Genomic DNA, 24499 nt, shown 5'->3' on the forward strand with positions numbered 1-24499 from the left:
TTAACCCTTGTTCCCCATGCCCACGAAACTCACCGTCAACAACAACGGCTCTTTGCGCGTCGAAGGCGAAGACTTCATCATCGTCGATGCCCAGGGCAACGAGTACGGCCTGCAGGGCCGCACCCTGGTCAGCATCTGCCGCTGCGGCCTCTCGGCCAACAAACCCTTCTGCGACGGCTCCCACAAAGGCCACTTCGAGCACAACGCCGTAGCCTTCGACCTGCCGCCCAAGAAAAGCTAATCACGGATTCGTGCGGATTTGACGGATTGCACGGATTTTGTAGACGATTAAACCTAGTGGTGCCACGACTTTAAAAGTCGTGGCACCACTAGGTTTACGCCACTCCGTTTGGAGGACTGGAAGTTGCGGGCAGCCTAAAAACAGTGGTGCCACGGCTTTAGGCCGTGGCACCACCCGTTCAATCGTCTACAAAATCCGTGCAATCCGTCAAATCCGCACGAATCCGTGATTAGCTCTGCTGAAACAGCTGGTTTACCAGGTCCACGTACTCCTGCCGGGCTTCTTCCTGGCCTTTGCCGTTGAGGCCCGACCAGGCGTCGTACTTGGCAATGGCTTTGAAGTCGAAGCCACCGGGCCGGTCGCCGCTCACGTCGCCTTCGGTGGCTTGCTTGTAGAGGGCGTAGAGCTTGAGCAGGGTCATGTTGTCGGGCTTCTTGGGGAGCTGCTGGGCGCGGTCGGCGGCTTGCTGGAATTCTTCCTGGGTGGCCATGCGGTGAAATAGTGAGGTGGGGAGATGGTGAAGCCATAGCCGTACGGCGGCTTCGGCAGGTAAGGTACGGATTGCGGCGAATTTGGTAGGCATGCAGCATTCTTCGGCTTCGCGCCGAACGGCGCCGCGGCCCGCGAAGCTGGCGCCGGTTTAGCCGTCGAAGACGGCGTAACCGGTGCCTATAATAAGGCAGGCTTTCAGCCTGCGGGTAGCGTTGCGGTGCCAGCCCGGTGGTTTTGTGCAGGCGCCGGACGCAGGTTGAAAACCTGCTTTATGCCGGGCACCGGTTACGCCGCTTGCGGCGGCTAAACCGGCGCCAGCCCCTGAATCCTCGCCGGTTTGGCCGCGGCGCCGGCAACGAACTATCTTACCGCCCTTTCGCCCGCCACGCCTTCCCTCCCCCCTGCCATGCGCCCCACCGCTACCCTGCTCACCCTGCTGACGGCCGCCCTGCTCCCGCTCACGGCCGCCGCCCAGAAAACCTACCTGCACTGCGGCCGCCTGCTCGACGTGCGCGCCGGCCGCCTGCTCACCGAGCAGACCGTGGTGGTGGAAAACGGCCGGGTGCTGGCCGTGCAGGCCGGCTACGCCGCGGCCGGGAGCGGCGCCGACAAGGTTATTGACCTGAAAAACCGCACCGTGCTGCCCGGCCTCATCGACTGCCACGTGCACCTGGAGGGCGAAACCTCCCCCAACGGCTTCCTGGAGGAATTCACCCTCAACCCCGCCGACGTGGCCTACCGGGCCGAGGCCTACGCCCGCACCACCCTGCGCGCCGGCTTCACCACCGTGCGCGACCTGGGCGGCTCCGGGGTCAACGTGGCCCTGCGCAACGCCATCAACCGCGGGCTGGTGGTGGGGCCGCGGGTGTTTACGGCCGGCAAGGCCATCAGCGGCACCGGCGGGCACATGGACCCCACCAACGGCTACCGCCTCGATATGATGGGCGTGCCCGGGCCGGCCGAGGGCGTCGCCAACGGGCCCGCCGAGGCCCGGCAGGCCGTGCGCGAGCAGTACAAGCGCGGCGCCGACCTCATCAAGATTGCCGCCACGGGCGGGGTGCTGTCGGTGGCCAAGGATGGCTCGGCCCCGCAGATGACGGAGGAGGAAATCCGGGCGGCGGTGGAAACCGCGCACGATTTGGGGCTGCGCGTGGCCTGCCACGCCCACGGCGCCGAGGGCATGAAGCGGGCCGTGCGCGCCGGCGTCAACAGCATCGAGCACGGCACGCTCATGGACGACGAAGTGTTCAAGCTCATGAAGAAGTATGGCACCTGGTACGTGCCCACCATCATTGCCGGCAAATCGGTGGCCGACTCGGCCGCCAAGAACCCCAACTACTACCCGCCCCTGGTCACGCCCAAGGCCCTGGCCATCGGGCCGCGGCTGCAGGGCACCTTCGGGCGGGCCTACAAGGCAGGCGTCAAAATTGCCTTCGGCACCGACGCCTCGGTGTACCGGCACGGCGTCAACGCTAAGGAGTTTCAGTACATGGTGGAGGCCGGTATGCCCCCGCTCGAAGCCCTGCGCGCCGCTACCCTCAACGCGGCCGAGCTGCTGGGCCAGACCGACAACCTCGGCGCCCTGGAACCCGGCAAGCTGGCCGACGTGGTGGCCGTCGACGGGGACCCGCTGCAGGACGTCGGCGCGCTGCTGCGGGTGCGTTTCGTGATGAAGCAGGGCGCGGTGTACCGGCAGGAGTAGCGCGGCCGGCCCCGTGTTGCCGGCCCGGCATACTGCGGCCCCGGCCGGCGCGTTATCCGGTCCTTTCCGCCCTATCCCCGCTTACCTGCTTATGCACCGCTTTACTTTTTACCTGCTCGGCAGCGCTCTGCTGCTGGCTTCCCCCGCCCTGGCGCAGTGCCACTTGTACCTCGACCTGCGCGCCCAATTCGAGAGTGGCTACGCCGAAGGCTGGCTGCGCGGCCCCCAGGCCCCCGGGCTGCGGGTGCGCCCGGGCAGCCTCAGCCCCCGCCCCGGCCTGGCCCTGCGCCTGCGCGGCCCGGGCCGCTGGGGCACTTCCCTCGACTACGCCGTGGGCAAGCTGGACTGCAGCTACGTCATTACGCCCCCACCCGGTGCCACTGGCTTCACCCAGGCCCGGCTAAGCAGCTCCCTCGACCTGGACCGGCTGACCCTGCTGGCCCATTACCGCCTGGGCCGCGCCCTCGACCCGGCCGCCGCGCCGCCGGCCTGGCACCTGGGCTGGGAGCTGCAGGCCGGCGCGGGCTTGAACCACATTTCCCGCGACCTGCGGGAGCGGCGCAGCGTGAGCACCGTCGTGAGCAACCAGGATACGGTGGGGCTCATCGCCGAGCGTTTCCAGCGGGCCTGGGCCCCGCAGCTGACCGCGGGCCTGACCGCCCGCCTCCACCGGCGGGGCCACGAGCGGGCATTTCTGAGCGTGTACCTCACGCAGGGGCTGGCCGACCTCATGCGCTACGACACCCGCTACCGCTTCGGCGGGGCGGCTACCAGCCAGTACCAGCTGCGGGCCCGGGGCTCGGCCCTGGGCTTCAGCCTGGGGCTGCCGCTGCGCATCGGCAGCTGGGCGGCCCGCTCGTAGGGCTGCCGGAGGGCGCGGGCCGGCCGGCCGTGGCGTCGGCGGCGGCTTATTCCTGGTCCGCCGGCACCGGGCGCAGCACCCGGCAGGGGTTGCCCACGGCTACGACGCCGGCGGGAATGTCGCGGGTGACGACGCTGCCGGCCCCGATAGTGCTGCCCGCGCCGATGGTCACGCCGGGCAGCACGATGACGCCGGCCCCGATCCACACGCCGGCTTCGATGGTGATGGGGCGGGCAAACTCCCAGCCGGCCACGCGCGGGCCCACCTCCACGGGGTGGCCAGCGGTGCTCAGCACCACGTTCGGGGCAATGAACACGTCGTCGCCGATGGTGACGGGGGCGCAGTCGAGCACGGTGAGGTTGTAGTTGGCGTACACGCGGCGGCCCAGGCGCAGGTTGTAGCCGTAGTCGAGGCGCAGCGGGGCTTCGAGGTGGGCGTCGGTCGGGTAGCCCAGCAGCTCGGCCAGGGTGGCGCGGTCCAGGTCCACGGGGCTCTGGTTGTAGCGGTGGCAGAGCAGCTTGGCTCGGCGGCGTTCGGCTACCAGCTGCGGGTCACCTGCCTGGTACAGCTCGCCGGCCAGCATCTTGTCTTTTTCGGTGCGGGTGCTCATCGGCGGCGAAGATAGGCCGCGGCCGGCCGGTACGGCGCCCAATCACGCCGGGTCGAATGCGGGGCCTAGGGGCCCGGCCGCCCGGCCCTGGGGTCAGCACCCTCCCAACGCCCCGCACCCGCTTCCGGCCACCCTGGCCGCGGGCTTTTTGTTGCGCCGTTATTTCAGCGGCGCCGCTGCCCGACTCCGGAAATTGGTTCTTACCTTCAACCTCACACCCAACCTTACTGCATCCCACAGCTGCATGAAACACTCGTTACTTTTCGTGCTGGCGCTGGCCGGCCTGCTGCCGCTGGGCACGCTGGCCCAGTCCACCGGCTCGGTCGGCATTGGCACCACCGCGCCCGACGCCTCGGCCGCCCTCGACATAGTCAGCTCCACCAAGGGCGCGCTGCTGCCCCGCGTGGCCGACGCTACCGCCCTGGCCGCGCCCGCCCCCGGCCTGCTGGTGTACCAGACCGGCGGCACCGCCGGTTTCTACTACAACGCCGGCACTGCGGCTGCCCCAGCTGGCAGCAGCTGGCGACGGCGGCCGGCGCGGCCGTTACGGCCACCAACGGGCTGAGCAAGACCGGCGCGGCCATCGGGCTGGGCGGCACGCTCGCCGGCGCCACCGACGTGGCCACCGCGGGCAATAACCTCACTTTCTCGGGCGCCGGCAACGTGGGCATCGGCAGCGCCAGCCCCACGCAGAAGCTGGTAGTCGGCGGCTCGGTCTTCGCCAGCGGCGAGGGCACGGGTTTCCTGACCGATTCCCAGCCCAACGCCCGCGTAGGCCTGATCAAGTACGGCAGCCGGGAGGGCGGCATCTGGCGCACCAGCGGCCAGGACTTCGAGATTGGGCGCGTCGACGCCGGCGTGACGGCCCTGCCCGGCACCCCCAGCGCCTGGACCACCGACCTGTACGTGGGCGGCGACGGCAGCGTGGGCATCGGCAACACCGGGCCCACCAACCGGCTGGACGTGAGCGGCACTTTCCGCTCCCTGATGACCAACGGCTCCTTCCGCACCAACGACTTCGGGGCCATTGGCGGCATTGCCACCGTGCTGCTGGGCACCTGGGACGGCTTCAACGGCAACGGGCCGCAGGTGCGCATGCAGGGCGCCGGCACGGGCTTTATCGACATCGGCCAGAACGGCAGCGGCGACTTCGTGGTGGAAGGCAACGACGCGGCCCGCCTCACGGTGCAAAACGGCGGCAACGTGGGCATCGGCACCAGCACGCCCAGCAGCACCCTGCAGGTCAACGGCTCCCTGGCCGTGAAGGTGACCACCGGCCTGGCGGGCAACTCCGCCGGCACCCTCCTGGGCGACGCCGGCTACGTGGGCCTGAGCCCCGCCGCCGGCGCCGACTATTACCTGCTGCCCCGCGCCCAGGACGTGCCCGGCCGCCTCTACTACCTGCGCAACAACTCCGGCAACGCCCCGGCCTACATCAGTGTCAGTGCCAGCGGGGGGGGCATCTTCGACGGGGCCAGCAATGCTCCGGCCAACAACAACGTCTACCAGCTGAACGCCACGGGCTCTACCAAGACCATTACCGTCATTTCCGACGGCACTAACTGGACTTTTATCCGCACCGCGCCCTGAGCCGCCAGCCCCGCACGGCCTACTTATGCTTGCAACACGGCCCCGCCAGGCGACCTTGCCCGGCGGGGCCGTGTTGTGTTGCTGAGCCGCCGTCGCCCCACGGGCGAGGCGGCGCCCCTCAGCGCCGGCGGCTGGCCAGGGCCGCCCCCACGCGCACGGTAAGGCGGTAGCGGCCTTCGCGTGGGCTCTGGTTGGTCAGGTTCAGGTAGCGGATGCCCTGGGCCGGGTCGTACGACGTGCTGAGCGGCGTGGCCATTCAGCCCACCGACAACCGCCTGCTGGTGTACGGCGGCTTCCGCTACGTGGCCGGCCAGCAGCGCATTGCCCTGGCACCCCGTAACGGCCCTGCGCGCGGCTACCGTGCGCCAGCCCCTGCAGCCCTACCCCAATCCGGCCCGCACCCAGCTTACCCTGCCCCTGCCCGCCAGGGCCGCCGGCCGCAGCGCCGAGCTGCTGGATTTGCAGGGCCCGGCCGCCGCTGGCCCAGTTCGCCGCCGGCCTCTACCACCTGCGCGTGACCACGGCCAAGGCCGTCTACCAGCAGCAGATAGCCGTGCAGCCCTAGGTTTAGAGGGCCCGCCCGCCGCGCTTGCCCCCACGAAAAGCTCCGCCGTACCTCGGCGGGGCTTTTTTGCTTTTCCGGGCGCGGCGGCACCGGACCCGGAGCCGTACGCCCCACCCCAAAACAGCTCCGCCGTGGCAGCAGCTGCCACGGCGGATAACTAAAAACCAACTGGCAGTAGCCGCCCGCTTAGGGCTGAACCAGTACGCGCTGGCCTGGGCCGCCCTGGCCGGCCAGCCGGGCCAGGTACCAGCCAGGGCGCAGTCCGGCCAGGCTGATGTGGCCCTGCCCGCCGGCGGGCAGCTGGCAACGGGCTACGCGCTGCCCCAGCAGGGACACCAACTCCAGCGCGCCCCCCGGGGCCGGAGCGCCGGCGTAGTGCAGGGTCTGCCCTGCGGGGAGGATGGAGGGATACACCCGGAAGCCTGGCCCATCCGGGCGCAGGGCTACGGTACGCACCTCTGAGGTAGTGGTGGAGCCGTCCAGGTCGCGCTGCACGAGGCGGTAGTAAAGCACGACGGCCCCGGCGGGCAGGTGCTCGTCGCGCAGGGAGTAGCTACGGCGGGCGGTGCTGGTGCCGGCCCCGGCCACGGCGCCCACGGCGGTAAACCGGCGCCCGTCGGGGCTGCGCTCCACGGTGAAGCCGGCGTTGTTTAGCTCCTGGGCGGTAGTCCAGTTCAGCTGCACGGCAGCGGGGCCGGCAGCCGCCGCCGCGAAGTGCAGCAGCTCCACCGGGAGCAGCGAAGCCGGGCTGATGCGGCCCACTACGCTCTGGGCGTAGGTGCTGCTGCCGCCACTGAGCACCAGGCTGCCAAAGGCAGCATTGGCACTGCGGGCCACCACGGCCACCGAAAGCCGGTCGGCCGCATCCACGCTCAGGCCCACGACATAGTCGTTACCGATGCCGCCGCCCCCTACTCGACCCTGCCAGCCGCCGGTGGCCGCGTCCAGGCGGGCCACCACTACGTCGCTGCTGCCGTCACTGGCGTCGGCGTTGGTCAGAGCAGCGGCAAAGGTGGCACCGAGCGTGAGGGCGGAGCTGCTGAAGTTGCCCGCCACGTAAGTCCGGCCCTGCCCGTCGAGGCTTATTACGGTAAGGGCATCGGAGCCGCTTCCGCCGGCGCGCTGGCCCCAGAGCCAGTTGCCGGCGGCATCCAGCTTGGCCACGAAGCCGTCGGTGGTGCCGGTGCCGGCGTTGGGAAGCGTCGTGCTGCCGAATTCGGCGGCGGTGCTCAGGAAGGTACCCGTCAGGTACGCGGCTCCGTCCGCCGCTTGCAGCAGGGCCGTGGGGTGCTCGTCGGCCGGGCCACCGGCCCGGCTGGCCCAGGTCCAGTTGCCATTGGCGTCGAGCCGGGCCACGGCTACGTCCAGGCCGCCGGCGCTGCTGAGAGCAGTAGTGCCGAAGCTGGCCGTGCCGGCAAAGCGCCCCGCCAGCAGGGCGTTGCCGGCGGCATCGACGGCTAATTTGGGGTTGCCCAGGCTGGCATTGCGCGCCCAGAGCCAGTTGCCCGCCGCGTCCAGCTTGGCAGCGAAGGTTCCGCCCGTAGTGCTGTTGAGGGTGGTAGCGCCGAAGGACACTGCGCCGATGAATGTGCCGCTTATGTACGCATTGCCGCTGCCGTCCACGGCCACGGTGCCGCCGCGGTCGTCGTTGTAGTCGCCCATGACGTAGGCCCAGCTCCAGCTGCCGCTGGCGTCGAGCCGGGCGACAAAGGCGTTGTAAGCATCCTGGGGGCAATTGATGCGGTTGCCGCCGAACTCCACCCAGAATGCAAAGACGTCGCCGGTAACGTAGCAATTGCCCGCGGCATCAACAGCCAACCCGACAGTCTGGATGACTTCCTCGCTGTAGGCCACCTGGCCCCACACCCAGTTGCCGGCCGCGTCAAGCTTGGCGACAAACATTCCCTGTCCCCGGCCGCTAGGGGTGACAAAAGTGGTGCTGCCGAAGCTAATCGAACGCGCGCCGTAATGCCCGGTTACGTACGCGTTGCCGGCCTCATCGACGGCCAGGGCGGTGGCATAGTCATATTGGGCGCTGCCGGCGTGGCGGGCCCAGAGCACGTTACCGGCCACGTCGAGCTTGGCCACGAAGAGGTCAGCGCCGCCCGTACTGGTAAGCGTAGTGCTGCCCAGAGTCAGGTTGCCGAAGAAGGTACCGTACATGTAGCGGTTGCCCGCGGCATCCAGGGCGGTTTGCGTCACCGTCTTGCTGCCGGAGCCGCCGCTGGGGCTCAGGCTCCACTGCCAGGCGCCGGCGGCCGTGCTCAGCGCCGCCACGTAGCTGGCGTCCCGCTCGCCACTGAGCAGGGTATTGGTGCCAAACTGGGGGCGGGTGTTTTGGAAAATGCCGGTCAGCACGAGGTTACTGCCGCTCAGGGCCGCGGTCATGGCCGGAATATGGGTGCCGTTATCCGCTATCTGCTGGCCCCAGACCCAGGCCCCGGCGGCAGTAGCTTTGACCATATAGCTGCTGTAGCCCCCGTCGGGAGAGCCAGCGAGGCTAACGGTGCCAAAGCCTATGTTATTCCCCGAAAAATAGCCCACCATATACGCGTCGCCGGCTCCGTCCGTGACTAACGCCTCCACTTGCTTATAAGAGGACGTGCTGCTATTGGCCCGCAGGGCCCAGCTCCAGCTGCCGGCCGCACTGACCCGGGCCAAAAACAGCTCGAAGCCTGTGCCGGACTTGGTCAGGGTAGTGCTGCCAAAGGCCGCGCTGGTGCTGGTGAAGTTCCCACCCAGGTACACGTTACCGTTGGCGTCAAGGGCTAGGGAACCGACCTGCTCACTGTTGCTGCCGCCGGCCCGCAGGGCCCAGCTCCAGCTGCCGGCCGCGCTGATCTTGGCCACGAACAGGTCGTAGTTGCCCGCGCTGTTGAGTGAAGTGGCGCCAAATGCGGCGGCGGTGCCCAAAAAGTTGCCGGTGATATAGACGTTACCAGCCCCATCCACGGCCTGGGTTAGCAGCTGCTCACTGTTGCCGTTGCCCGCGCGCAGGGCCCAGTTCCAGGCGCCAGCTGCGCTGACCTTGGCCACGAATACGTCGCTGGAGCTGCCGGAGCTGCTGGGATTGGTGAGGGTAGTAGCCCCAAAAGCCGCGCTGGCACTCGAAAACAGGCCGCTCCAGTACGCGTTGCCCGCGGCATCGAGGCTGAGGCCGGTGGCTTGTTCGGCCCCGCCCCCGCCGGCCCGCACGGCCCAGCTCCACCCACCGCTGCTGCTCAGCCGGGCCACGAAGACGTCGGTGTTGCCGGCGCTGGCCAGGGAGGTGGCACCGAAATCGGCCGCGCCACCGGAGAAAGTGCCGTCGACATACGCGCTACCGGCCGCATCGACGGCCAGGGCAGCCGCGTCGTCGGCGGTGCTGCCGCCGGCGCGCTGGGCCCACTGCCAGCTGCCGCCGGTGGAAAGCTTGGCGACGAAGACATCGTTGCCGCCGGCGCTGGCCAGGGTGGCCGGGCCGAAGTTGGCGGCAGTCCCCGCAAAGTATCCGGCCAAGTACACGTTGCCCCCGCCATCAAGCACCAGGGCCCGGGCCCTTGCCTGGTCGCTGCCGCCGGCCCGCCGTGCCCAGAGCCACTGGCCGGCGGCGTCGAGCTTGGCTACAAACAAATCGTCGCTGCCGACGCTGACCAGGGTGGTGCTGCCAAACGAAACCTGGCCGCCGAAATACCCGGCAATATATGTGTTGCCCGCGTTGTCGGTTTTAACGAACTGCGAAACGACCGTGCCGTTGTCGCCGCTGCCCAGGCGTAACGACTGGTCCCAGCTTTGGGCGCCGGCGGGGGTGCGGCAGGCCAGCACCAGCCACAGGCAGGCTAACAGGAAGCCGGGGAAAAGTACGCGTTGTTGCATAAGGCAGGCTTGGGTAATGGGGCGTGCAGAAGCTGTCAGCACCAGCCGCTGCTACCGACCATATCAGGAAAACCATCAAAGATATCCGGGGCGCATGGTTCAGCACAATACCCATTTTCCGGTATAATTTTCTTCATAAACCGCATTGCGGGCCCGTAGCAAACGACTTTGGTTCGTGGTCATCTGCTACGGGCCCGCTGAGGCGCAACGAGCGGCAGCAGCCAGCCCCTTGGCCGCTCTGGCGCCCTGGCACCAGATAGCCCCGTGTCCGCAACCCTGGCCCTACTTCCCGCCGTAAGCGCAAGCGCCGCGCCGTCCTTACCCCCTATTCCATGAAATCCCCCGACATCGACGCGCTGGTCAAGAAATTCCTGCAGCACAAGCTCACCCTGGCCCTGGCCGAAAGCTGCACCTGCGGCTGGGTGGCGGCCCAGCTGGCCCCCGCCCAGGGCGTGAGCCAGGTGCTGCTCGGCTCCGTCGTCACCTACCACGCCGAGGCCAAGCAGCGGCTGCTGGGCGTGAAGAAGAAAACCCTGGAGGAGTACTCCGCCGAAAGTCAGCAGATCAGCAACGAAATGGTGGAGGGCCTGCACAAGCACCTGCCCGCCGACGTGTGCGTGGCCATTACCGGCCTGTTCGGCCCCGGCGCCTCCGAAACGCCCGACAAGCCCGTAGGCACCATCTTCGTGACCATCGTGATGGAAAACCGCGCCCACGAGTACCGCGAAGTGCTGAAGGGCCCCGCCGACAAGCTGCGCGACCTGGCCGCCGACTTCATCTACGCCAAGCTGGGCGAGCTGCTGGACCGCCGCCTGGCCAGCCCTATTGGGACGGTAACCAGCAGCTAGGACGCCGCCGGATTTTTTTGCGCCGGGCGAGGTCCGGGGCTTCGCGGATGCGTTGCTTTTACCCAAATTTGTGGGTATGAAGCACCATTACTTACTCGCTATCGGGGCCGGCTTGAGCCTGGCCGTATTCACTGCTCCCGAGGCCCTGGCCCAGACGGAGCTATCCAACCGCCCCGACCCCGCCGCCGCTCCGGCCCGCCCCGCGGCGCCCTACGTAGCCCCGGCTGCTCCGGCGCCCCCCCCTATGGAAGGCTACTACCCCGCCAACGCCATCGGCCTGGAAATCGGCTGGGGCGGACCCTACGGCGGCCTGGGCGCGCACTACGCCCGCATGGTGTCGCGCAACGTGGACATCAACGCCGGCCTGGGCATCGGCCTGGGCGGTAAGATTGGCGTGGGCGCCCGCTACTTCGTGCGCCCCGACAAGCAGGTGTCCGGCTATTTCGGCGCCAGCGTGGCGCGCAGCGGCCGCATCAGCAACGTGGACGTAACCGTGAACAACGAGCAGGCCAACTACAGCATGAACCCCAGCGGCGTGCTGCACCTGCGCGGGGGCCTGCGCTGGCAGCCCGGCAAGGTGGGCCTGCTCGGCACCGTAGGCTACGGTCTGCGCTTCACCGGCGACCCGGTGGTGTACAACACCACCTACTACGGCCAGCCCTCCCAGCAGCTGCGCGACGTGGTAAACGTGCTCACCCCCGGCGGCGTGGAGTTTTCTCTCGGCGTGCTGTTCGGGTTCGGAGACTAGGGTTTAGGGCGTGAGGGTATGGGGGTAGGAGGGTAAGAGTTATCGGAACGTCATCCTGAGCCTAAGCGAACCGAAGGAAGGCGAAGCCAAGGACCTTCCTCGCACCCCGCACCGCCGCTGATGCCAATGTCCCAACGCTAATTCGTTAGAACGACGAAGCGCAGCCACCACGGCCCATACAATCGGGCGTAGGGGGCTGCGCTTTTCTTTTTGGCTGTTGTCAACAAACGCCTGAGCTTGGACTGTGGCGGCGGTGCGGGGTGCGAGGAAGGTCCTTGACTACGTCGACCTGCGGTTCGCTTAGGCTCAGGATGACGTTCCAATAACTCCTACCCTCCTACCCCCATACCCTCACGCCCTAAACCTTAGTCATCACGCCCTCCGGCCCTCGCGCCCGATGCCGCCCAGCACCAGGCGCAGGTTCAGGCGCACCACGTCGCCGACGGAGTCGCAGCGGCTGAACTCCTGGGTCTGGTGGTGCAGGTTCAGCTCCTTTTTCAGCTGGGCAATCTTCTCGGGCTGGGATAGTTCTTCCTGGCGCATGCAGTCGACGAGGTCCTTGAGGCGGTAGCGCTCGGCGCGGGCGCGGCGGGCCATCAGGGCGCGCTCCTCCACCTGGTACTGGCGGATGGTTTCGGGGGAGAGCAGGCGGCGCACCAGCTCCACCACCGGGCGGTTGTCCTTGAAGTACTGGGGCAGGTACATCGCCTTGTGGCCCTCGTAGCTCTGCTGGTCGAAGTCGATGGCGCGCACGCGGTACTGCTCGTCCTCGAAGTCGGGCGTCACGTCGATGACGTAGTTGTAGGAGCGCATGTCGCCGAGCAGGCGGGCAAAGCACCGCTCGTTGAATTTGACGAACTCCTTGGCAATGCGCACCTGATTAAGGTGGGGCCGGTCGAGCCGGGTCTTGATAAAATCGTCGCCGGGAATGCCGGCAATATGCTCCTCGATGAGCGTGTCGCCGGCCACCAGGAAGTTGATGCTGTTGGGGCTCAGCAGGTGCTCCAGCTCCAGGCCGTACACCCGCGAGGCATCGGCGCGCTTGACGTAGAAGTAGTCGTAGTTGTCGTTGAACTGGTTGACGATGCGCACCCGGAAGGGGTTGCTGTTGCCGAAGCGGCAGTAGTCGATGCGGTCGGCAATGAGGTGCTCGGTGAAGGACATATCCCCGTCGGTTTTGAGGCGGGCGTACACTTCGGTGAGGCCCTGGCTCAGCTCCAGCAGGGTGTGCGGCTCGTACTGCACAGTTTCCCAGAGCGTGTCCTCGCCCTGCCGGTCGAACAGCGGGAAAGACGCGGTGTGGCGCAGCAGGTCGCTGTACATCACCGGCAGGCGGGTTTCGCGGTCGTAGAGGTGCAGGTACTGGCGCAGGCCGGGGCTGATGCGGTAGGAGGGCTTCTTTTTGGAGATGTTGTCGTTCATCGGGAGCGGGTAAGGTGCTACAAGAACGGCAAACTCCCCTCCTCAGATGATTCTGCGCATCAAGCAGTGAGGGGACGTCATGGCTTTAGCCATGACTGGGGCGGTTGGCGGGCGGCCGCGCCGCTTGGGGTATTTTTCGGGGAATGCGGGCAGATCTAACAACGTCAGCAACGGCAGTCAACCACCCCCGTTGCCGCTTTAGCGGCAACATCCCCTCCTCATCTGAGGAGGGGAGTTGGAAAATTCCCGAACTTTAGCCGACCTCTCCTTTTCGCCCGGCTTTGCTGCCCATGAAAAAAGCTTTTCTCTCCCTTGCGCTGGCCCTGTTGGTGCCGGCCTTATCGCCCGGCTGGGGCTTTTTCGGTCACCGCACCATCACGCAGATTGCCGTGTACGACCTGCCCAGCGGCATGCAGCCCTTCTACTTCCGGCACATGGCCAAGCTGGTGAAGCTCAGCACCGGCCCCGATGAGCGGCGCAACGACGACCCGGCCGAGGAGTCGAAGCACTACATCGACATGGACCACTTCGGCGACAACCCCTTCGGGCTGATGCCCAAGGCCTACGACAAGGCCAAGGCCAAGTACACGGCCGACACGCTGAAGAAGTACGGCACCGTGCCGTGGACGGTGCTCGACACCAAGGACCGCCTCACCGACGCCTTCAAGGAGGGCGACACCACGGCCATTCTGGCGCTGTCGGCTGACCTGGGGCACTACGTTTCCGACGCCTTCGTGCCGCTGCACACCACCGAAAACTACGACGGGCAGCTGACCAAGCAGCAGGGCATTCACTCGCTGTGGGAGTCGAAGCTGCCGGAGCTGTTCATTGCCCAGTACAAGCTCGACGCGGAGAAGGCCGAGTACGTGAAAGACCCCGAAGCGGCCATCTGGAAGGTGATTCAGGAGTCGTACGGCTTCCTCGGCGCCACCTTCGACATCGAGGCGGAAATCAGCAAGAAGTTTACCAGCGAGAAGAAGTACACCTACTCGCACAAGTACGGCAAGACCCGCCGTTCTTACTCCGACGCCTTTGCCGAGGCCTACAACAAGCGCGTGGGCGGACACGTGGCCTACCGCCTGAAAGGGGCCCCCACGATGGTGGCCTCGTTCTGGTACACCGCCTGGAAGGACGCCGGCAGCCCCGACCTGGGCAAGCTCATGCCCAGCAAGCTCAGCAAGGAAGAAAAGGAGCAGCTCGACACCCAGCTGAAAGCCTGGAAGGACAACCAGCTCGTCGACCAGAACCTGCTGCTGGCCATGCAGAAGCCCGAAGCCGCCCCCAGCCCCGCCGAAGCCGCGGACCCGGCCGATGCCCCCGCGCCGGCGCCGGCCGCGGCACCCAAGCCCACCGAGGACAAGGCCAAGGGCAAAGCCAAAGACGACAAGGCGGAGCCGACCAAGGTGAAAGTGAAGGAGAAAAAGGAGGACGCGCCCAAGCAGAAGGAGAAAACCAAGGTGAAGAAGGAGGAGCCCAAGAAGGACGACCCCTTCGGCGACTAAGCTCGGCCGCCCGGGCCGAAAACGGGCCGCCGCCGTATGTTTGTCCCCCGAACCCGGCCCAGGGTTCGGGGGACTTTTTTTGCCCTGCCTATGCCCCTGTTCCGCTCCTGCCCCACCCTGCTTACGGCCACCTTCGGCCTGCTGCTCACGGCTGCCTGCAATCAGCAGCCCCCGCCCGTGCAGCAGAAGGCGCCGGAGTCGCCGGACCGCTCGAACCGGCCCGGCCCCGACCTCTCGGCCCTGCGCGACTCCAACGCGGTGCGCATCCTGACGGCCTACGGTAAGGAGCACCCCGAGACGGAGCTGCTGTTCCGTACCTCGATGGGCGACGTGAAGGTGCGCCTGTTCGAGGACACGCCCCTGCACCGGGCCAGCTTTCTGCTGCTGGCCAACAAGGGCTACTTCGACGAGACGGTGTTTTATCGGGTGGAAAAGGGCTTCGTGGTGCAGGGTGGCAACTCCGACCACCGCACCATCCGGCTGGGCAAATACCACATTCCGCCCGAAATCAGCCAGCGGCACTTCCACCGCCGCGGCGCCCTGGGCATGGCCCGCTACGACGACGAGAAAAACCCCGGCCAGCTCTCCTCCTCCCACGACTTTTACTTCACCGTGGGCCAAAAGCTCAACGCCCAGCAGGCCCAGAGCATTGCCGGCCGCAAGCTCACCCCCGAGCAGCTGAAAGTGTACGCCACCGAGGGTGGCGCCCCGGCCCTCGACGGCAAGTACACCGTGTTCGGCGAAGTGACCGAGGGCATGGACGTAGTGGAGAAAATCAACCAGGTGCCCGTGGACCCCTACAACTGGCCCAAGCAGGACGTGAGCATGAAAGTGGAAGTGCTGAAGTAGGCTGTCGCGTACGTTGTAGCGCGAAGCTCCGCTTCGCGTATTCTGAACGTCAATTGTTGTTGCGCCGAATTGTTCCACGACAAACGTGCTGGATACGCGAAGCAGAGCTTCGCGCTACACTGTTTATACCCGTATGCCGGTTGCTTCGCCCGAACCTTACCGCCTGCCCGCCACCACGGTAGCCACGCTCACCAGCACTACCATCCGCCTGCACAGCGCCGCGCCGGTAAGTGACTATAGCCGCCAGCTGGCGGCCATCCGGCCGGTAGAGCTGCAGATTAACCGCGGCACGTTTACCGGGCCGGGCACCGAAACTGTATCGTTTCCGCTGGTGATGGTGGAGCAGGTCGGGCCGGATTTGCTGGTGAGCTGCGCCTGCGGGGCCCCGGTTTCGGCGGGCCTCTGCGAGCATGCCGCCCTGGTGCTGCTGAGTTTGACGCAAAGCCGGGAGCTGCGCCTGTTTTTCGACGCGCCGGCCCGGGAGCAGTACCTGCGCCGCGTAGCCCGCGACTACGGCCTGGAGCAGGCCCCCGACCTCGACGCGCACTTCCGCCTCGGCTACGAGCACCCCGCCCCGGGCCTGACGGTGACGCCCCGGCAGCCCGACCTGTTCCCGGTCACGGCCGCCACTACCCGGGAGCTGCTGGGCCAGCTGCGGCCGGCCACGCGCCCGCCCCTGCCGCCCGTGGGCCCCGCTGCGCAGCGCCTGCTGGTGCTCGGCCGCCACCGCTACTACGGCCACCTCACGCTTACGCTGGCAGAAGCGGCGCTGACCAGCACCGGCAAGCCCAAGAACCCACTCGCCGTAATCGACGCGCTGGACGAGGTCTGGCGCCTCGACGACGCGCCCCGGGTGAAGTTCTACTCCGCCGTGGCCCGCTTTCAGCTGCACTACGACGAGGCAAGGCGCCAGGAGGCCGTGCAGGCGCTGCGGGCCGTATTGCTCAACCCCGACGGGCTGCCCACCTATTGCCACCGCCCCGACGTAAACGAGCGGCTCACGGCGCAGTCGGTGGTGGCCACGCCGCTGCGGCGGGTGCCGGTGGAGGTGCGCCTGCACGTGACGCCCGAGGGCGAGTACTACGCCGTGACGGGCCAGCTGCGCCTGCAGGGCGAGGAGCTGGACTTGCGCGGTCTGGCCGTGGGCTTCGAGTTTTTCGTGGCCCACCAAGGGGCGCTGTATTTAGTGGACGACCTGCACGTGTGGCGGGTCATCGACTTCTTCCGCCAGCGCAACAACACCCTGCTGATTCACCGGAGCAAGTTCCCGGAGTTTGAGCGCGAGGTGCTGGGCCCGCTGGAGCACCGGCTGCACATCAGCTACGACCACCGCCGCCCGGCCCCGCCCGCCCTGCGCCGCAGCGCCGGCTTCGACGCCCCGCCCGAGCTGCTGCTCTACCTCTCCGACGCGGGCCTGCACGTGGAGCTGCTGCCCGCCGTGCGCTACGGCCCGCAGGAAGTGCCACTCTTCTCGCGCCGGCAGCTGCTGGCCACCGACGAACGGGGCCGCCCCTTTGCCGTGGCGCGCGACGCGGCGTTGGAAGCCCGCTTCACCGCCGCCCTGCTGCGCCACTACCCCGGCTTCGAGGAGCAGCTCAGCATCGACGCGCTGTATCTGCCCAAAGCCGAGCTGCTGCGCGAGGAGTGGTTTCTGCCCGCCTTTGCCGACTGGCACGCGCTGGGCGTGCGCATCCTGGGCTTCAACGAGCTGCGCGGCAACTCGCTCAACCCCTACCGCGCCCAGGTGCAGGTGCGCGTACACCGCACCACCGACTGGTTTGAAACGGAAGTGGCCGTGCGCTTCGGGCCGCAGCAGGCCTCGTTGCGGGCCCTGAACAAAGCCCTGCGCCAGCGCAGCCGCTACGTGCAGCTCGACGACGGCACCCGCGGCATCCTGCCCGAGCAGTGGCTGGAAAAGCTGAGCACCTACCTGGCCGCCGGCGAAATCGTGGCCGAGCGGGTACGCACGCCCCGCGTCGGTTTCGCGGCCCTGGCCGAGCTGCACGAGCCCGAGGCCTTCACGCCCGCCGCCCAGGCCGAGCTAACGCGCCTGCGCCGGGCGGCGGCCAGCTTCGCGGGCATCAAGAAAGTAGCCCCACCGGCCGGACTGCGCGCCACCCTGCGCCCCTACCAGCTGCAGGGCCTGGGCTGGCTGCACTTTCTCGACGCGTTCAACTTCGGCGGCTGCCTGGCCGACGACATGGGCCTGGGCAAAACCCTGCAGGTGCTGGCTTTGCTGCTCGGCCAACAGGAGCAGCAGCGCGGCGCCAGCCTGGTCGTGGTGCCGACTTCCCTGGTGTTCAACTGGCAGGCCGAAGCCGCCCGCTTTGCCCCCGGTCTGCGCCTGCTCACCCTGCACGGCAGCCAGCGCCCCGGCCCCGCGGCCTTCGAGGAGGCCGATGTGGTGCTGACCACCTACGGCACCTTGCTGGGCGACATCAGCTGGCTGCGCCACTACCGCTTCAACTACGTGGTGCTCGACGAGGCGCAGAACATCAAAAACCCCGACTCGCAGCGCTACCGGGCGGCGCGGCTGCTGCAGGCCCGCAACCGGCTGGCCCTGAGCGGCACACCCATCGAAAACAACACCCACGACTTGTACGCCCTGCTCTCGTTTGCCTGCCCGGGTTTGCTGGGCACGCGCCAGCATTTCCGCGAGCAGTTCGCCGTGCCCATCGACCAATTCGGGGACCAGAAAAAGGCCCGGGCCCTGCACCGCCGCATCCGGCCCTTCCTGCTGCGGCGTACCAAGGCCCAGGTGGCCGCCGAGCTACCCGAAAAGACGGAAATGGTGCTTTACTGCGCCATGGGCCCAGAGCAGCGCCGGCTTTACGAGGCCTACAAGCAGGACTTCCGGGCCAAGCTGCTGGGCCAGCACGAGGACCTGCTGCTGAAAAACCACATGCACGTGCTGCAGGGCCTCACCAAGCTGCGCCAGATCTGCGACGCCCCGGCCCTGCTGCCCGACGAGGCCGACTACAACGCGCCCTCGGCCAAGCTCGATGCGCTGCTGGAGGAAATCAGCAACCACGCCCCCGAGCACAAAATCCTGGTTTTCTCGCAGTTCGTGGGCATGCTCGAGCTTATCCGCGCCCGCCTCGACGCCGCCCAGGTGCCCTACGCCTACCTCACCGGCCAGACCCGCGACCGGGAAGCCGCCGTGCAGCGCTTTCAGCAAGACGAGCGGGTGCGCGTGTTCCTGGTCAGCCTGAAAGCCGGCGGCGTGGGCTTGAACCTCACGGCCGCCGACTACGTGTACCTGGTGGACCCGTGGTGGAACCCCGCCGTGGAAAACCAGGCCATTGACCGCAGCCACCGCCTGGGCCAGCAGCGCCACGTGGTAGCCGTGCGCCTCATCTGCCCCGATACCCTGGAGGAGCGGATGCTGCAGCTGCAGGAAAGCAAGCGGGAGCTGGCCCGGCAGCTCGTCAAAACCGACGCGGCCTTCGTGAAGACGCTGAGCCGGGAGGAGTTGCTGGATTTGCTCAGCTAGCGTCGTAGCGCGAAGCTCTGCTTCGCGTATCCGGAACGACAATCGTTGAACAGCACACATTGATTTTGTTCAACGCCAACCGTGCTGGATACGCGAAGCAGAGCTTCGCGCTACGACTCACGCGGCGCTGACACACTCAGCCTACTCCCCGCGCCGTACCCGCACCAGACGGGAGTGCTGCGGGTCGGAGGGCGACTCCTGCCGGTACTCCTGTAGCTCCTTTTTGGTGTACGTCCGAATGGCCTCGGGGGCGAATACGTCGGGGCGGCTGGCGTCGGCATCGGCCGTGGCGGCGGGCTGCCGGGCGGGGTGGGTGTACACGGTGTCGCCGCCGAGCCGGTAGACCTGGTAGAAGTAGAACTGCTCGGCCGGGCCGTTTTCGGGCACGAAGCGCACCACCAGTACGTCGCCCACCTGCGGTGCGGCCAGGTACTCGGCGGTGCGGTCGGCGGGCGGGGCGGGCACGGCCAGGGTGGTGTTGTCGGTCTGGGTGGGCGGGGTGGGCGCGGATTGCTCGGGCTTGCTTTCCGACTGACAGGCGCTCAGGCCCGTCAGCAGCAGGGCCGCGGCGGCAAAAAACTTAGGCATGGGGCAAAATAAAGGCGCCGAACTACCAGCCCGGCACCACCCGTACGGATTTTTCGGTCCGCCGAATTGAAAAAGGCGGCCCGCACAGTGCGGGCCGCCTTTTTAGCCATTTGACCATTCGGCCATTTAGCCATTCAACCTTACCACACCTTGGCGCGTTGGGCCTGGGCGCGGACCATTTTCGCGTCCTCCTTGCAGCCGAAGGCTTCGTAGAACTGCGGCATGTTCATCAGCGGGCCGTTCGTGCGGAACTGGGCCGGGCTGTGCGGGTCCGTCAGCACCTGCTGGCGCAGGAACTCGGGGCGGGCGTTGGTGCGCCACACCTGGGCCCACGACAGGAAGAAGCGCTGGTCGGGCGTCAGGCCGTCGTACTTGGGGTAGTTGCCGTCGGGGTACTGGCGCTTCAGCTCCTTGTGCAGGGCGGTGTAGGAAATGGCCAGGCCGCCGAGGTCGGCCAGGTTTTCGCCCATGGTGAGGCTGCCGTTCACAAACACCGAGTCGACGGGCGAGAAGGCGTCGTACTGCTTGCCCACCACGGCGGCGCGGGCCTCAAACTTCTCCGCGTCCTCCTTGGTCCACCAGTCTTTCAGGTTGCCGTCGGCGTCGTACTGCCGGCCCTGGTCGTCGAAGCCGTGGGTGATTTCGTGGCCGATAACGGCGCCCATACCGCCGTAGTTTACCGCGTCGTCGGCCTTCGGGTCGAAGAACGGGGGCTGCATGATGCCGGCCGGGAAGACGATTTCGTTCATCGACGGGTTGTAGTAGGCATTCACCGTGGGCGGCGTCATGCCCCACTCCTTCCGGTCGATGGGCTTACCCAGCTTGCTGGTGTTGTCCTTGTACGACCACAGGCGGGTGGCAATGACGTTCTGCAGGTAGGAGTCGCGCGAGATGGTCAGCGCGGAGTAGTCCTTCCACTGGTCCGGGTAGCCGATTTTCACCGTGAAAGCGTTCAGCTTGCGCATGGCCTCCTTCTTGGTGGCCTCGCTCATCCAGTCGCTCTGCTGGATATGCTCACCCATGGCCTCCTTGATGTTCTGCACCATGGTCATGGCCTTGGCCTTGGTTTCGGGCGTGAAGGCTTTGTCCACGTACAGCTGGCCGAAGGCTTCGCCCAGGGCGCCGTCGGTGGCGCGGTTCATGCGCTTCCAGCGGGGCTGCTGCTTCTTGGCGCCGGTCAGCACCTGCGTGAGCTTAAACGACTCGTCGTTGAACGACTGCGGCAGCGCCGAAGTCATCGACGTAACCAGGTGCCAGCGCAGGTAGGTTTTCAGGTCGGCCAGGGGCTCCTGCTTGAGCATGGTGTTCAGCTCCTGGAAGAACAGGGGCTGGCCCACAATCACCTCCTTGGCCGATTTCAGATCGATGTGGTCGAGGATGTGCTTGGGGTTCAGGTTCGGGTACTTCTTCTGCAGCGCGGCCACCGTCATCTTGTTGTAGTTGGCCTCCGGGTTGCGCAGCTCCACGCGGGTCTTCGAGGCCTTGGCCAGCCGCGTTTCCAGGCGCATGATGGTGGCCGCGTTCTTCTTGGCCGTCGCCTCGTTGTCGCCGGCCAGCTTGAAGGTGTTGATCAGGTAGGTCTGGAACGCCGCGCGGATGTTCTTCGAGCGGGCGTCGTCCTTCAGGTAGTAGTCGCGGTCGGGCAGCGAGAGGCCGCCCTGGTAGAAGTTGACGGCGTACTGGGAGCTGATTTTGTCGTCCTGGCCCACGTAGGTGCCGAAGAACGCGCCCGTCTGCAGCTGCATGCTGCGCGCAATGCTCATCTGCAGCCCGTCGAGGTTCTTGATGGCGCTGATGCGGTCCAACTCCGGCTTCAGCGGCGTCAGGCCGGCCTTCTCGATGGCCATGGTATCCATAGCCGTGTAGTAGTAGTCCCCGACTTTCTGGGCGTTGGTGCCCTTGGCGGCGTTCTTGTTGGCGGCGGCCTCCTGCAGAATCTGCCGCATCACGGCGTTGTTCTTGTCGGCCAGCTCGTTGAAGGAGCCCCAGCGCGTTTCGGCGGCCGGAATGGGGTTGTTCTTGTACCAGTTGCCCGAGGCGTACTGGTTGAAGTCCTGGCAGGGCGAGGCCGACTTGTCGATGTTGGCCACGTTCAGGCCGTGGCCCTGCGGGAAGGTTTCAGCGGCCGGCGCGGGGGCCGGGGCGGCGGTAGCGGCCGGGGCGGGCGTGGTGCTGGCGGTGGGGGTTTTGGAGCTGGAAGCACAGCCCCACAACGCCAAGGCGCCCCAGGCAGTGGCGGCCAGCGTTACGTAGTTGCGGTTTTTCATTAAGCGGGTATGGGAAAGCGGTGATGGTGGGAATTGGGCCGGTAAGGTAGGCACAGAATAGCATTTTGCCCGGCGCAATGCCCGCCCACCCTAACCGCCGAGCCGCCCGCCAACGTTCCCCGCAGGCCTGCGTAGGCCCTCTGCAGCCCCTATCTTCGCCCCCGATGAAACAGCCTACCGAGCAGACCCGCAACTTCTTCCAGGACGTGTACGAGGTCGTGCGGCTCATCCCACCGGGCCGCGTAAGCACCTACGGCGCTATTGCCCACTACCTGGGCAGCCGGCAAGGCGCCCGCACCGTGGGCTGGGCCATGCAGGCCGCCCACGCCCTCAGCGGCCCCGAGTACGTGCCCTGCCACCGCGTCATCAACCGCCTGGGCCTACTCACCGGCAAGCAGTTTTTCGGCTCGCCCACGGCCATGCAGGACGCGTTGGAAGCCGAAGGCGTGCGCGTGGTCGAGGACCAGGTACAGGACTTCGCGCAGCGCTTCTGGGACCCGGCCGTGGAGCTGCAGCCCTAGCCGCCATCCAACGCACAAGCCCGTCTCATTCGGCTCCTAGGCCAAATGAGACGGGCTTGTATGGCTACACCCAGCCGCAGACCGTTTACACCGCAGCCACCACCTTGCGCCCCACGGCCGCGTAAATCAGGCGGCGCATTTCCTCGGGGCTAGCGTTTTTGAGCAGGTACCCAAAGGCGCCCTCGGCCTTGAGGCTGTCAATCAGCTCGGGCTCGTCGTGCATGGAAATGATGATGACGCGCACCTGCGGGTACTGCACGCGCAGCAGGCGGGTGGTCTGCAGGCCGTCGAGCACGGGCATCTGCAAGTCCATCAAAATCACGTCGGGGCGCACGGTTACGGTGTCGAGGCGTTCGAGCAGGTCCTGCCCGTCGCCGGCCTCAAACAGCACCTCTATTTCGTCGAAGCCCGTCAGCAGGGCGCGCAGGCCCTTGCGGAACAGGATGTGGTCGTCGGCTATGGCTAGCCGGATCGGCGGAAGTCCACTCATGAGGAAAGCGACACGGAAAGCGGAGCGGCGGCGGCTCCGGTGGGTTGATTAGCAGGAAGATAGGCAGCGGGGAAGGAAATCCAAACCTGGGTGCCGGCCCCGGGGGCCGACTCGTGGCGCAGCATGCCGCGCAGCACGGCCACGCGGCTGCGCAGGTTGGTCAGGCCCAGCCCGGTGCGGGTATCGGGCGTGGCCAGCGCGTCGATGGCAGCCTGGTTGTAGCCCACCCCGTCGTCGGCGTACTCGATGGCGAGGCGGTGGTCCCCAAACTCCACCCGCACGCTGATTTGCCGGGCCTGGGCGTGCTTGAGGCCGTTGCCGATCAGCTCCTGCACCACGCGGTACACGGCCAGCTCGTGGTGCGGGGGCAGGCGGCGCGGCTCCCCGACCTGCTGAATCAGCACGCGGGGGCCGCCCTCGGGCACCGAGCGGCCCAGGGCCTCGATGGCGAAGGACAGGCCGAACTTCTGCAGCACGGCCGGCAGCAGGTTGCGCGAGATGCGGCGCACTTCGGATATGGCCTGGTCGAGCATGGCCGTCATTTCCACCGTAGTGGCCGATTCGGGCAGCCCGCTCAGGTGCAGCTTCACGATGGACAGCATGGTGCCTACCGCGTCGTGCAGGTCGCCGGCAATGCGGCGGCGCTCCTCCTCCTGGGCCAGCAAGGCCGCCTCCAGGGCCTGCGCCTGGGCGTATTCCCGCTCCCGGCGCAGTTCCTCCTGCTGCTGCAGCAGGCGGCGCTGGTAGCGCAGCACAAAGCCCACGATGCCCAGCGCCAGGATCAGCAAGACCGGCGTGACGAGCAACAGGGACATAAGTAGGGAGTTCATGCAGTAGAAAGCGGCCACGGCCCGGCCGGGCTGCGGCGAAGACGAGCTGTAAAATGCCAGAGCGGCGGGCTGGCGGGCCCGGGAGCAGGATTAGGAAAGTTAAATGTAGCCCAAGTTGGCCGCATCTCCTAACCTGCTGATTTCAAGAGGCCCGCAATAAGCCAAAAATTCCTAAATGCGGTTCTATTTACTACAAATTTCTGGGCCATTCCCAAAGTAGCGGCCCGGATGCGGTACGCTGCGGCCTCTGCCACGTCCGCCAGCGCAGCCCCGCCGCACGGCGAATCGTTCAGGCTCCGGGGCCTTCATCCGGCGCTACCGGCGGCGCTGTTTCGCGCCAGAGGCCCAGAGTCATCAGCACCAGCGCCACGTTGTAGGTGCTGTCGATAAGCAGGCTGATGATGCGTTGCGTCAGGGTGGGAGCACCGTTCTGGAGCAGGTACCCCATCACCGAACCCGTGTAGTACACGGCCAGGCCTACGCTACTGATAAACATGAGGTTGCGCCAGGGGCTACCCGTGTGAACCTCCCGCGTCCACTGCTCAAAGTAGAGCATGACCATAATCAGCATCAGCACTACCTGCACGGCCCTCGTCACCCGGTTGAGCTGATGCGGGCCGGCCAAGATGAAGAAGTCGACCAGCGCCACTAGGGTGAAGACCAGGGCCACCCAGGGCATGATGCGGCGCACGGGCTTCAGGTCGAAGGTGTGGTAGTAAGCCCAGCCCAGCAGCCAGGTTTCCACCAGCACCGACACGTGGTAGAGGTAAACGTTGGTGTGCAGCACCTTGCGGCTCCACTGGTCCACCAGCGCCTCCACCGTCCAGAAGCCGAAGTAATAAACGATGCTGCGGCCGGCCGGGAAAAGCAGCCGCCAGTGCCGCAGCCCGATAGCCAACGGCACCACCACCCCGAAGCTGCTGACCAAAAAGACGAGGTGGGAAACGGTGGTCAGCCAGGCGGGAGGCGTATTCATTGCCCAAAGGTAAGCCGGGATAAGCTGCTAAGGGGCCTTTGGTAACAT

21 protein-coding genes are annotated in these 24499 nt (G+C 66.8%); 11 read left to right on the forward strand and 10 right to left on the reverse strand.

Going from position 1 to position 24499, the window contains the following annotated elements; genetic code table 11:
• The first annotated feature begins 16 nt into the window (after positions 1 to 16).
• The gene (locus tag EJV47_RS25545) at positions 17 to 241 is read left to right on the forward strand and encodes a CDGSH iron-sulfur domain-containing protein (protein WP_126696056.1); all 225 of its coding nucleotides are present in this window, start codon (positions 17 to 19) and stop codon (positions 239 to 241) included.
• Positions 242 to 470: 229 nt separating this feature from the next.
• On the opposite strand, the gene EJV47_RS25550 is transcribed toward EJV47_RS25545, so the two are convergent.
• Positions 471 to 731, reverse strand: coding sequence for an acyl-CoA-binding protein (locus EJV47_RS25550; RefSeq protein WP_126696057.1), 261 nt, complete (start codon positions 729 to 731; stop codon positions 471 to 473).
• A 408-nt stretch (positions 732 to 1139) separates the two neighbouring features.
• Between EJV47_RS25550 and EJV47_RS25555 the strand changes: the two genes are divergently transcribed.
• Positions 1140 to 2435: a metal-dependent hydrolase family protein gene (locus EJV47_RS25555; RefSeq protein ID WP_126696058.1), complete on the forward strand. Its 1296-nt coding sequence runs from the start codon at positions 1140 to 1142 to the stop codon at positions 2433 to 2435.
• Positions 2436 to 2526: 91 nt separating this feature from the next.
• Positions 2527 to 3297, forward strand: coding sequence for a hypothetical protein (locus EJV47_RS25560; protein ID WP_126696059.1), 771 nt, complete (start codon positions 2527 to 2529; stop codon positions 3295 to 3297).
• A 46-nt stretch (positions 3298 to 3343) separates the two neighbouring features.
• On the opposite strand, the gene EJV47_RS25565 is transcribed toward EJV47_RS25560, so the two are convergent.
• Positions 3344 to 3907: a sugar O-acetyltransferase gene (locus tag EJV47_RS25565; RefSeq protein ID WP_126696060.1), complete on the reverse strand. Its 564-nt coding sequence runs from the start codon at positions 3905 to 3907 to the stop codon at positions 3344 to 3346.
• 244 nt (positions 3908 to 4151) lie between these two features.
• Between EJV47_RS25565 and EJV47_RS25570 the strand changes: the two genes are divergently transcribed.
• Together EJV47_RS25570 and EJV47_RS25575 are read left to right on the forward strand one after the other, a co-directional pair.
• A complete protein-coding gene (locus EJV47_RS25570; protein ID WP_126696061.1) occupies positions 4152 to 4472 on the forward strand; it encodes a hypothetical protein in 321 nt (106 codons plus the stop codon).
• Between the two features lie 53 nt (positions 4473 to 4525).
• Positions 4526 to 5497 carry a hypothetical protein gene (locus EJV47_RS25575; protein ID WP_126696062.1) on the forward strand — a complete coding sequence of 324 codons (972 nt, stop codon included), beginning with the start codon at positions 4526 to 4528 and terminating at the stop codon, positions 5495 to 5497.
• A 118-nt stretch (positions 5498 to 5615) separates the two neighbouring features.
• Here EJV47_RS25575 and EJV47_RS28275 read toward each other — a convergent pair whose 3' ends face one another.
• Complete coding sequence (locus tag EJV47_RS28275) at positions 5616 to 5753, reverse strand: hypothetical protein (protein WP_165903934.1); 138 nt, start codon at positions 5751 to 5753, stop codon at positions 5616 to 5618.
• Between the two features lie 495 nt (positions 5754 to 6248).
• Positions 6249 to 9917, reverse strand: coding sequence for an SBBP repeat-containing protein (locus tag EJV47_RS25580; RefSeq protein ID WP_126696063.1), 3669 nt, complete (start codon positions 9915 to 9917; stop codon positions 6249 to 6251).
• A 332-nt stretch (positions 9918 to 10249) separates the two neighbouring features.
• Between EJV47_RS25580 and EJV47_RS25585 the strand changes: the two genes are divergently transcribed.
• Both EJV47_RS25585 and EJV47_RS25590 read left to right on the forward strand, forming a co-directional pair.
• Positions 10250 to 10765 (forward strand): CinA family protein, encoded by a 516-nt coding sequence (locus tag EJV47_RS25585; RefSeq protein ID WP_126696064.1) that lies wholly within the window; start codon positions 10250 to 10252, stop codon positions 10763 to 10765.
• Positions 10766 to 10841: 76 nt separating this feature from the next.
• Positions 10842 to 11513: a hypothetical protein gene (locus EJV47_RS25590; RefSeq protein WP_126696065.1), complete on the forward strand. Its 672-nt coding sequence runs from the start codon at positions 10842 to 10844 to the stop codon at positions 11511 to 11513.
• 372 nt (positions 11514 to 11885) lie between these two features.
• On the opposite strand, the gene EJV47_RS25595 is transcribed toward EJV47_RS25590, so the two are convergent.
• The gene (locus EJV47_RS25595; RefSeq protein ID WP_126696066.1) at positions 11886 to 12935 is read right to left on the reverse strand and encodes a hypothetical protein; all 1050 of its coding nucleotides are present in this window, start codon (positions 12933 to 12935) and stop codon (positions 11886 to 11888) included.
• A gap of 290 nt (positions 12936 to 13225) precedes the next feature.
• Between EJV47_RS25595 and EJV47_RS25600 the strand changes: the two genes are divergently transcribed.
• From EJV47_RS25600 to EJV47_RS25610, 3 genes are all read left to right on the forward strand, one after another.
• A complete protein-coding gene (locus tag EJV47_RS25600) occupies positions 13226 to 14437 on the forward strand; it encodes a zinc dependent phospholipase C family protein (RefSeq protein ID WP_126696067.1) in 1212 nt (403 codons plus the stop codon).
• Between the two features lie 90 nt (positions 14438 to 14527).
• Entirely contained in the window at positions 14528 to 15286 is a 759-nt protein-coding gene (locus EJV47_RS25605) for a peptidylprolyl isomerase (protein ID WP_165903935.1), read from the forward strand.
• 133 nt (positions 15287 to 15419) lie between these two features.
• Positions 15420 to 18779 (forward strand): DEAD/DEAH box helicase, encoded by a 3360-nt coding sequence (locus EJV47_RS25610; RefSeq protein WP_126696069.1) that lies wholly within the window; start codon positions 15420 to 15422, stop codon positions 18777 to 18779.
• 141 nt (positions 18780 to 18920) lie between these two features.
• Here EJV47_RS25610 and EJV47_RS25615 read toward each other — a convergent pair whose 3' ends face one another.
• Together EJV47_RS25615 and EJV47_RS25620 are read right to left on the reverse strand one after the other, a co-directional pair.
• Entirely contained in the window at positions 18921 to 19367 is a 447-nt protein-coding gene (locus EJV47_RS25615) for a hypothetical protein (protein ID WP_126696070.1), read from the reverse strand.
• Between the two features lie 140 nt (positions 19368 to 19507).
• Entirely contained in the window at positions 19508 to 21634 is a 2127-nt protein-coding gene (locus tag EJV47_RS25620; RefSeq protein ID WP_126696071.1) for a M13 family metallopeptidase, read from the reverse strand.
• A 164-nt stretch (positions 21635 to 21798) separates the two neighbouring features.
• On the opposite strand from EJV47_RS25620, the gene EJV47_RS25625 reads away from it, so the two are divergent.
• Positions 21799 to 22155, forward strand: coding sequence for an MGMT family protein (locus EJV47_RS25625; RefSeq protein WP_126696072.1), 357 nt, complete (start codon positions 21799 to 21801; stop codon positions 22153 to 22155).
• Positions 22156 to 22240: 85 nt separating this feature from the next.
• Here the strand turns inward: EJV47_RS25625 and EJV47_RS25630 are convergent, their stop codons facing one another.
• The 3 genes from EJV47_RS25630 to EJV47_RS25640 form a co-directional block, all read right to left on the reverse strand.
• Positions 22241 to 22645, reverse strand: a complete 405-nt coding sequence (locus EJV47_RS25630) for a response regulator (protein WP_126696073.1) — start codon at positions 22643 to 22645, stop codon at positions 22241 to 22243.
• Positions 22642 to 23475: a sensor histidine kinase gene (locus tag EJV47_RS25635; protein ID WP_126696074.1), complete on the reverse strand. Its 834-nt coding sequence runs from the start codon at positions 23473 to 23475 to the stop codon at positions 22642 to 22644. Before EJV47_RS25635 ends, EJV47_RS25630 begins: the two co-directional genes overlap by 4 nt.
• Before the next feature lie 289 nt (positions 23476 to 23764).
• The gene (locus tag EJV47_RS25640; RefSeq protein ID WP_126696075.1) at positions 23765 to 24451 is read right to left on the reverse strand and encodes a hypothetical protein; all 687 of its coding nucleotides are present in this window, start codon (positions 24449 to 24451) and stop codon (positions 23765 to 23767) included.
• Positions 24452 to 24499 lie beyond the last annotated feature (48 nt).

This window comes from Hymenobacter gummosus, assembly GCF_003970915.1.
GTDB lineage: Bacteria > Bacteroidota > Bacteroidia > Cytophagales > Hymenobacteraceae > Solirubrum > Solirubrum gummosum.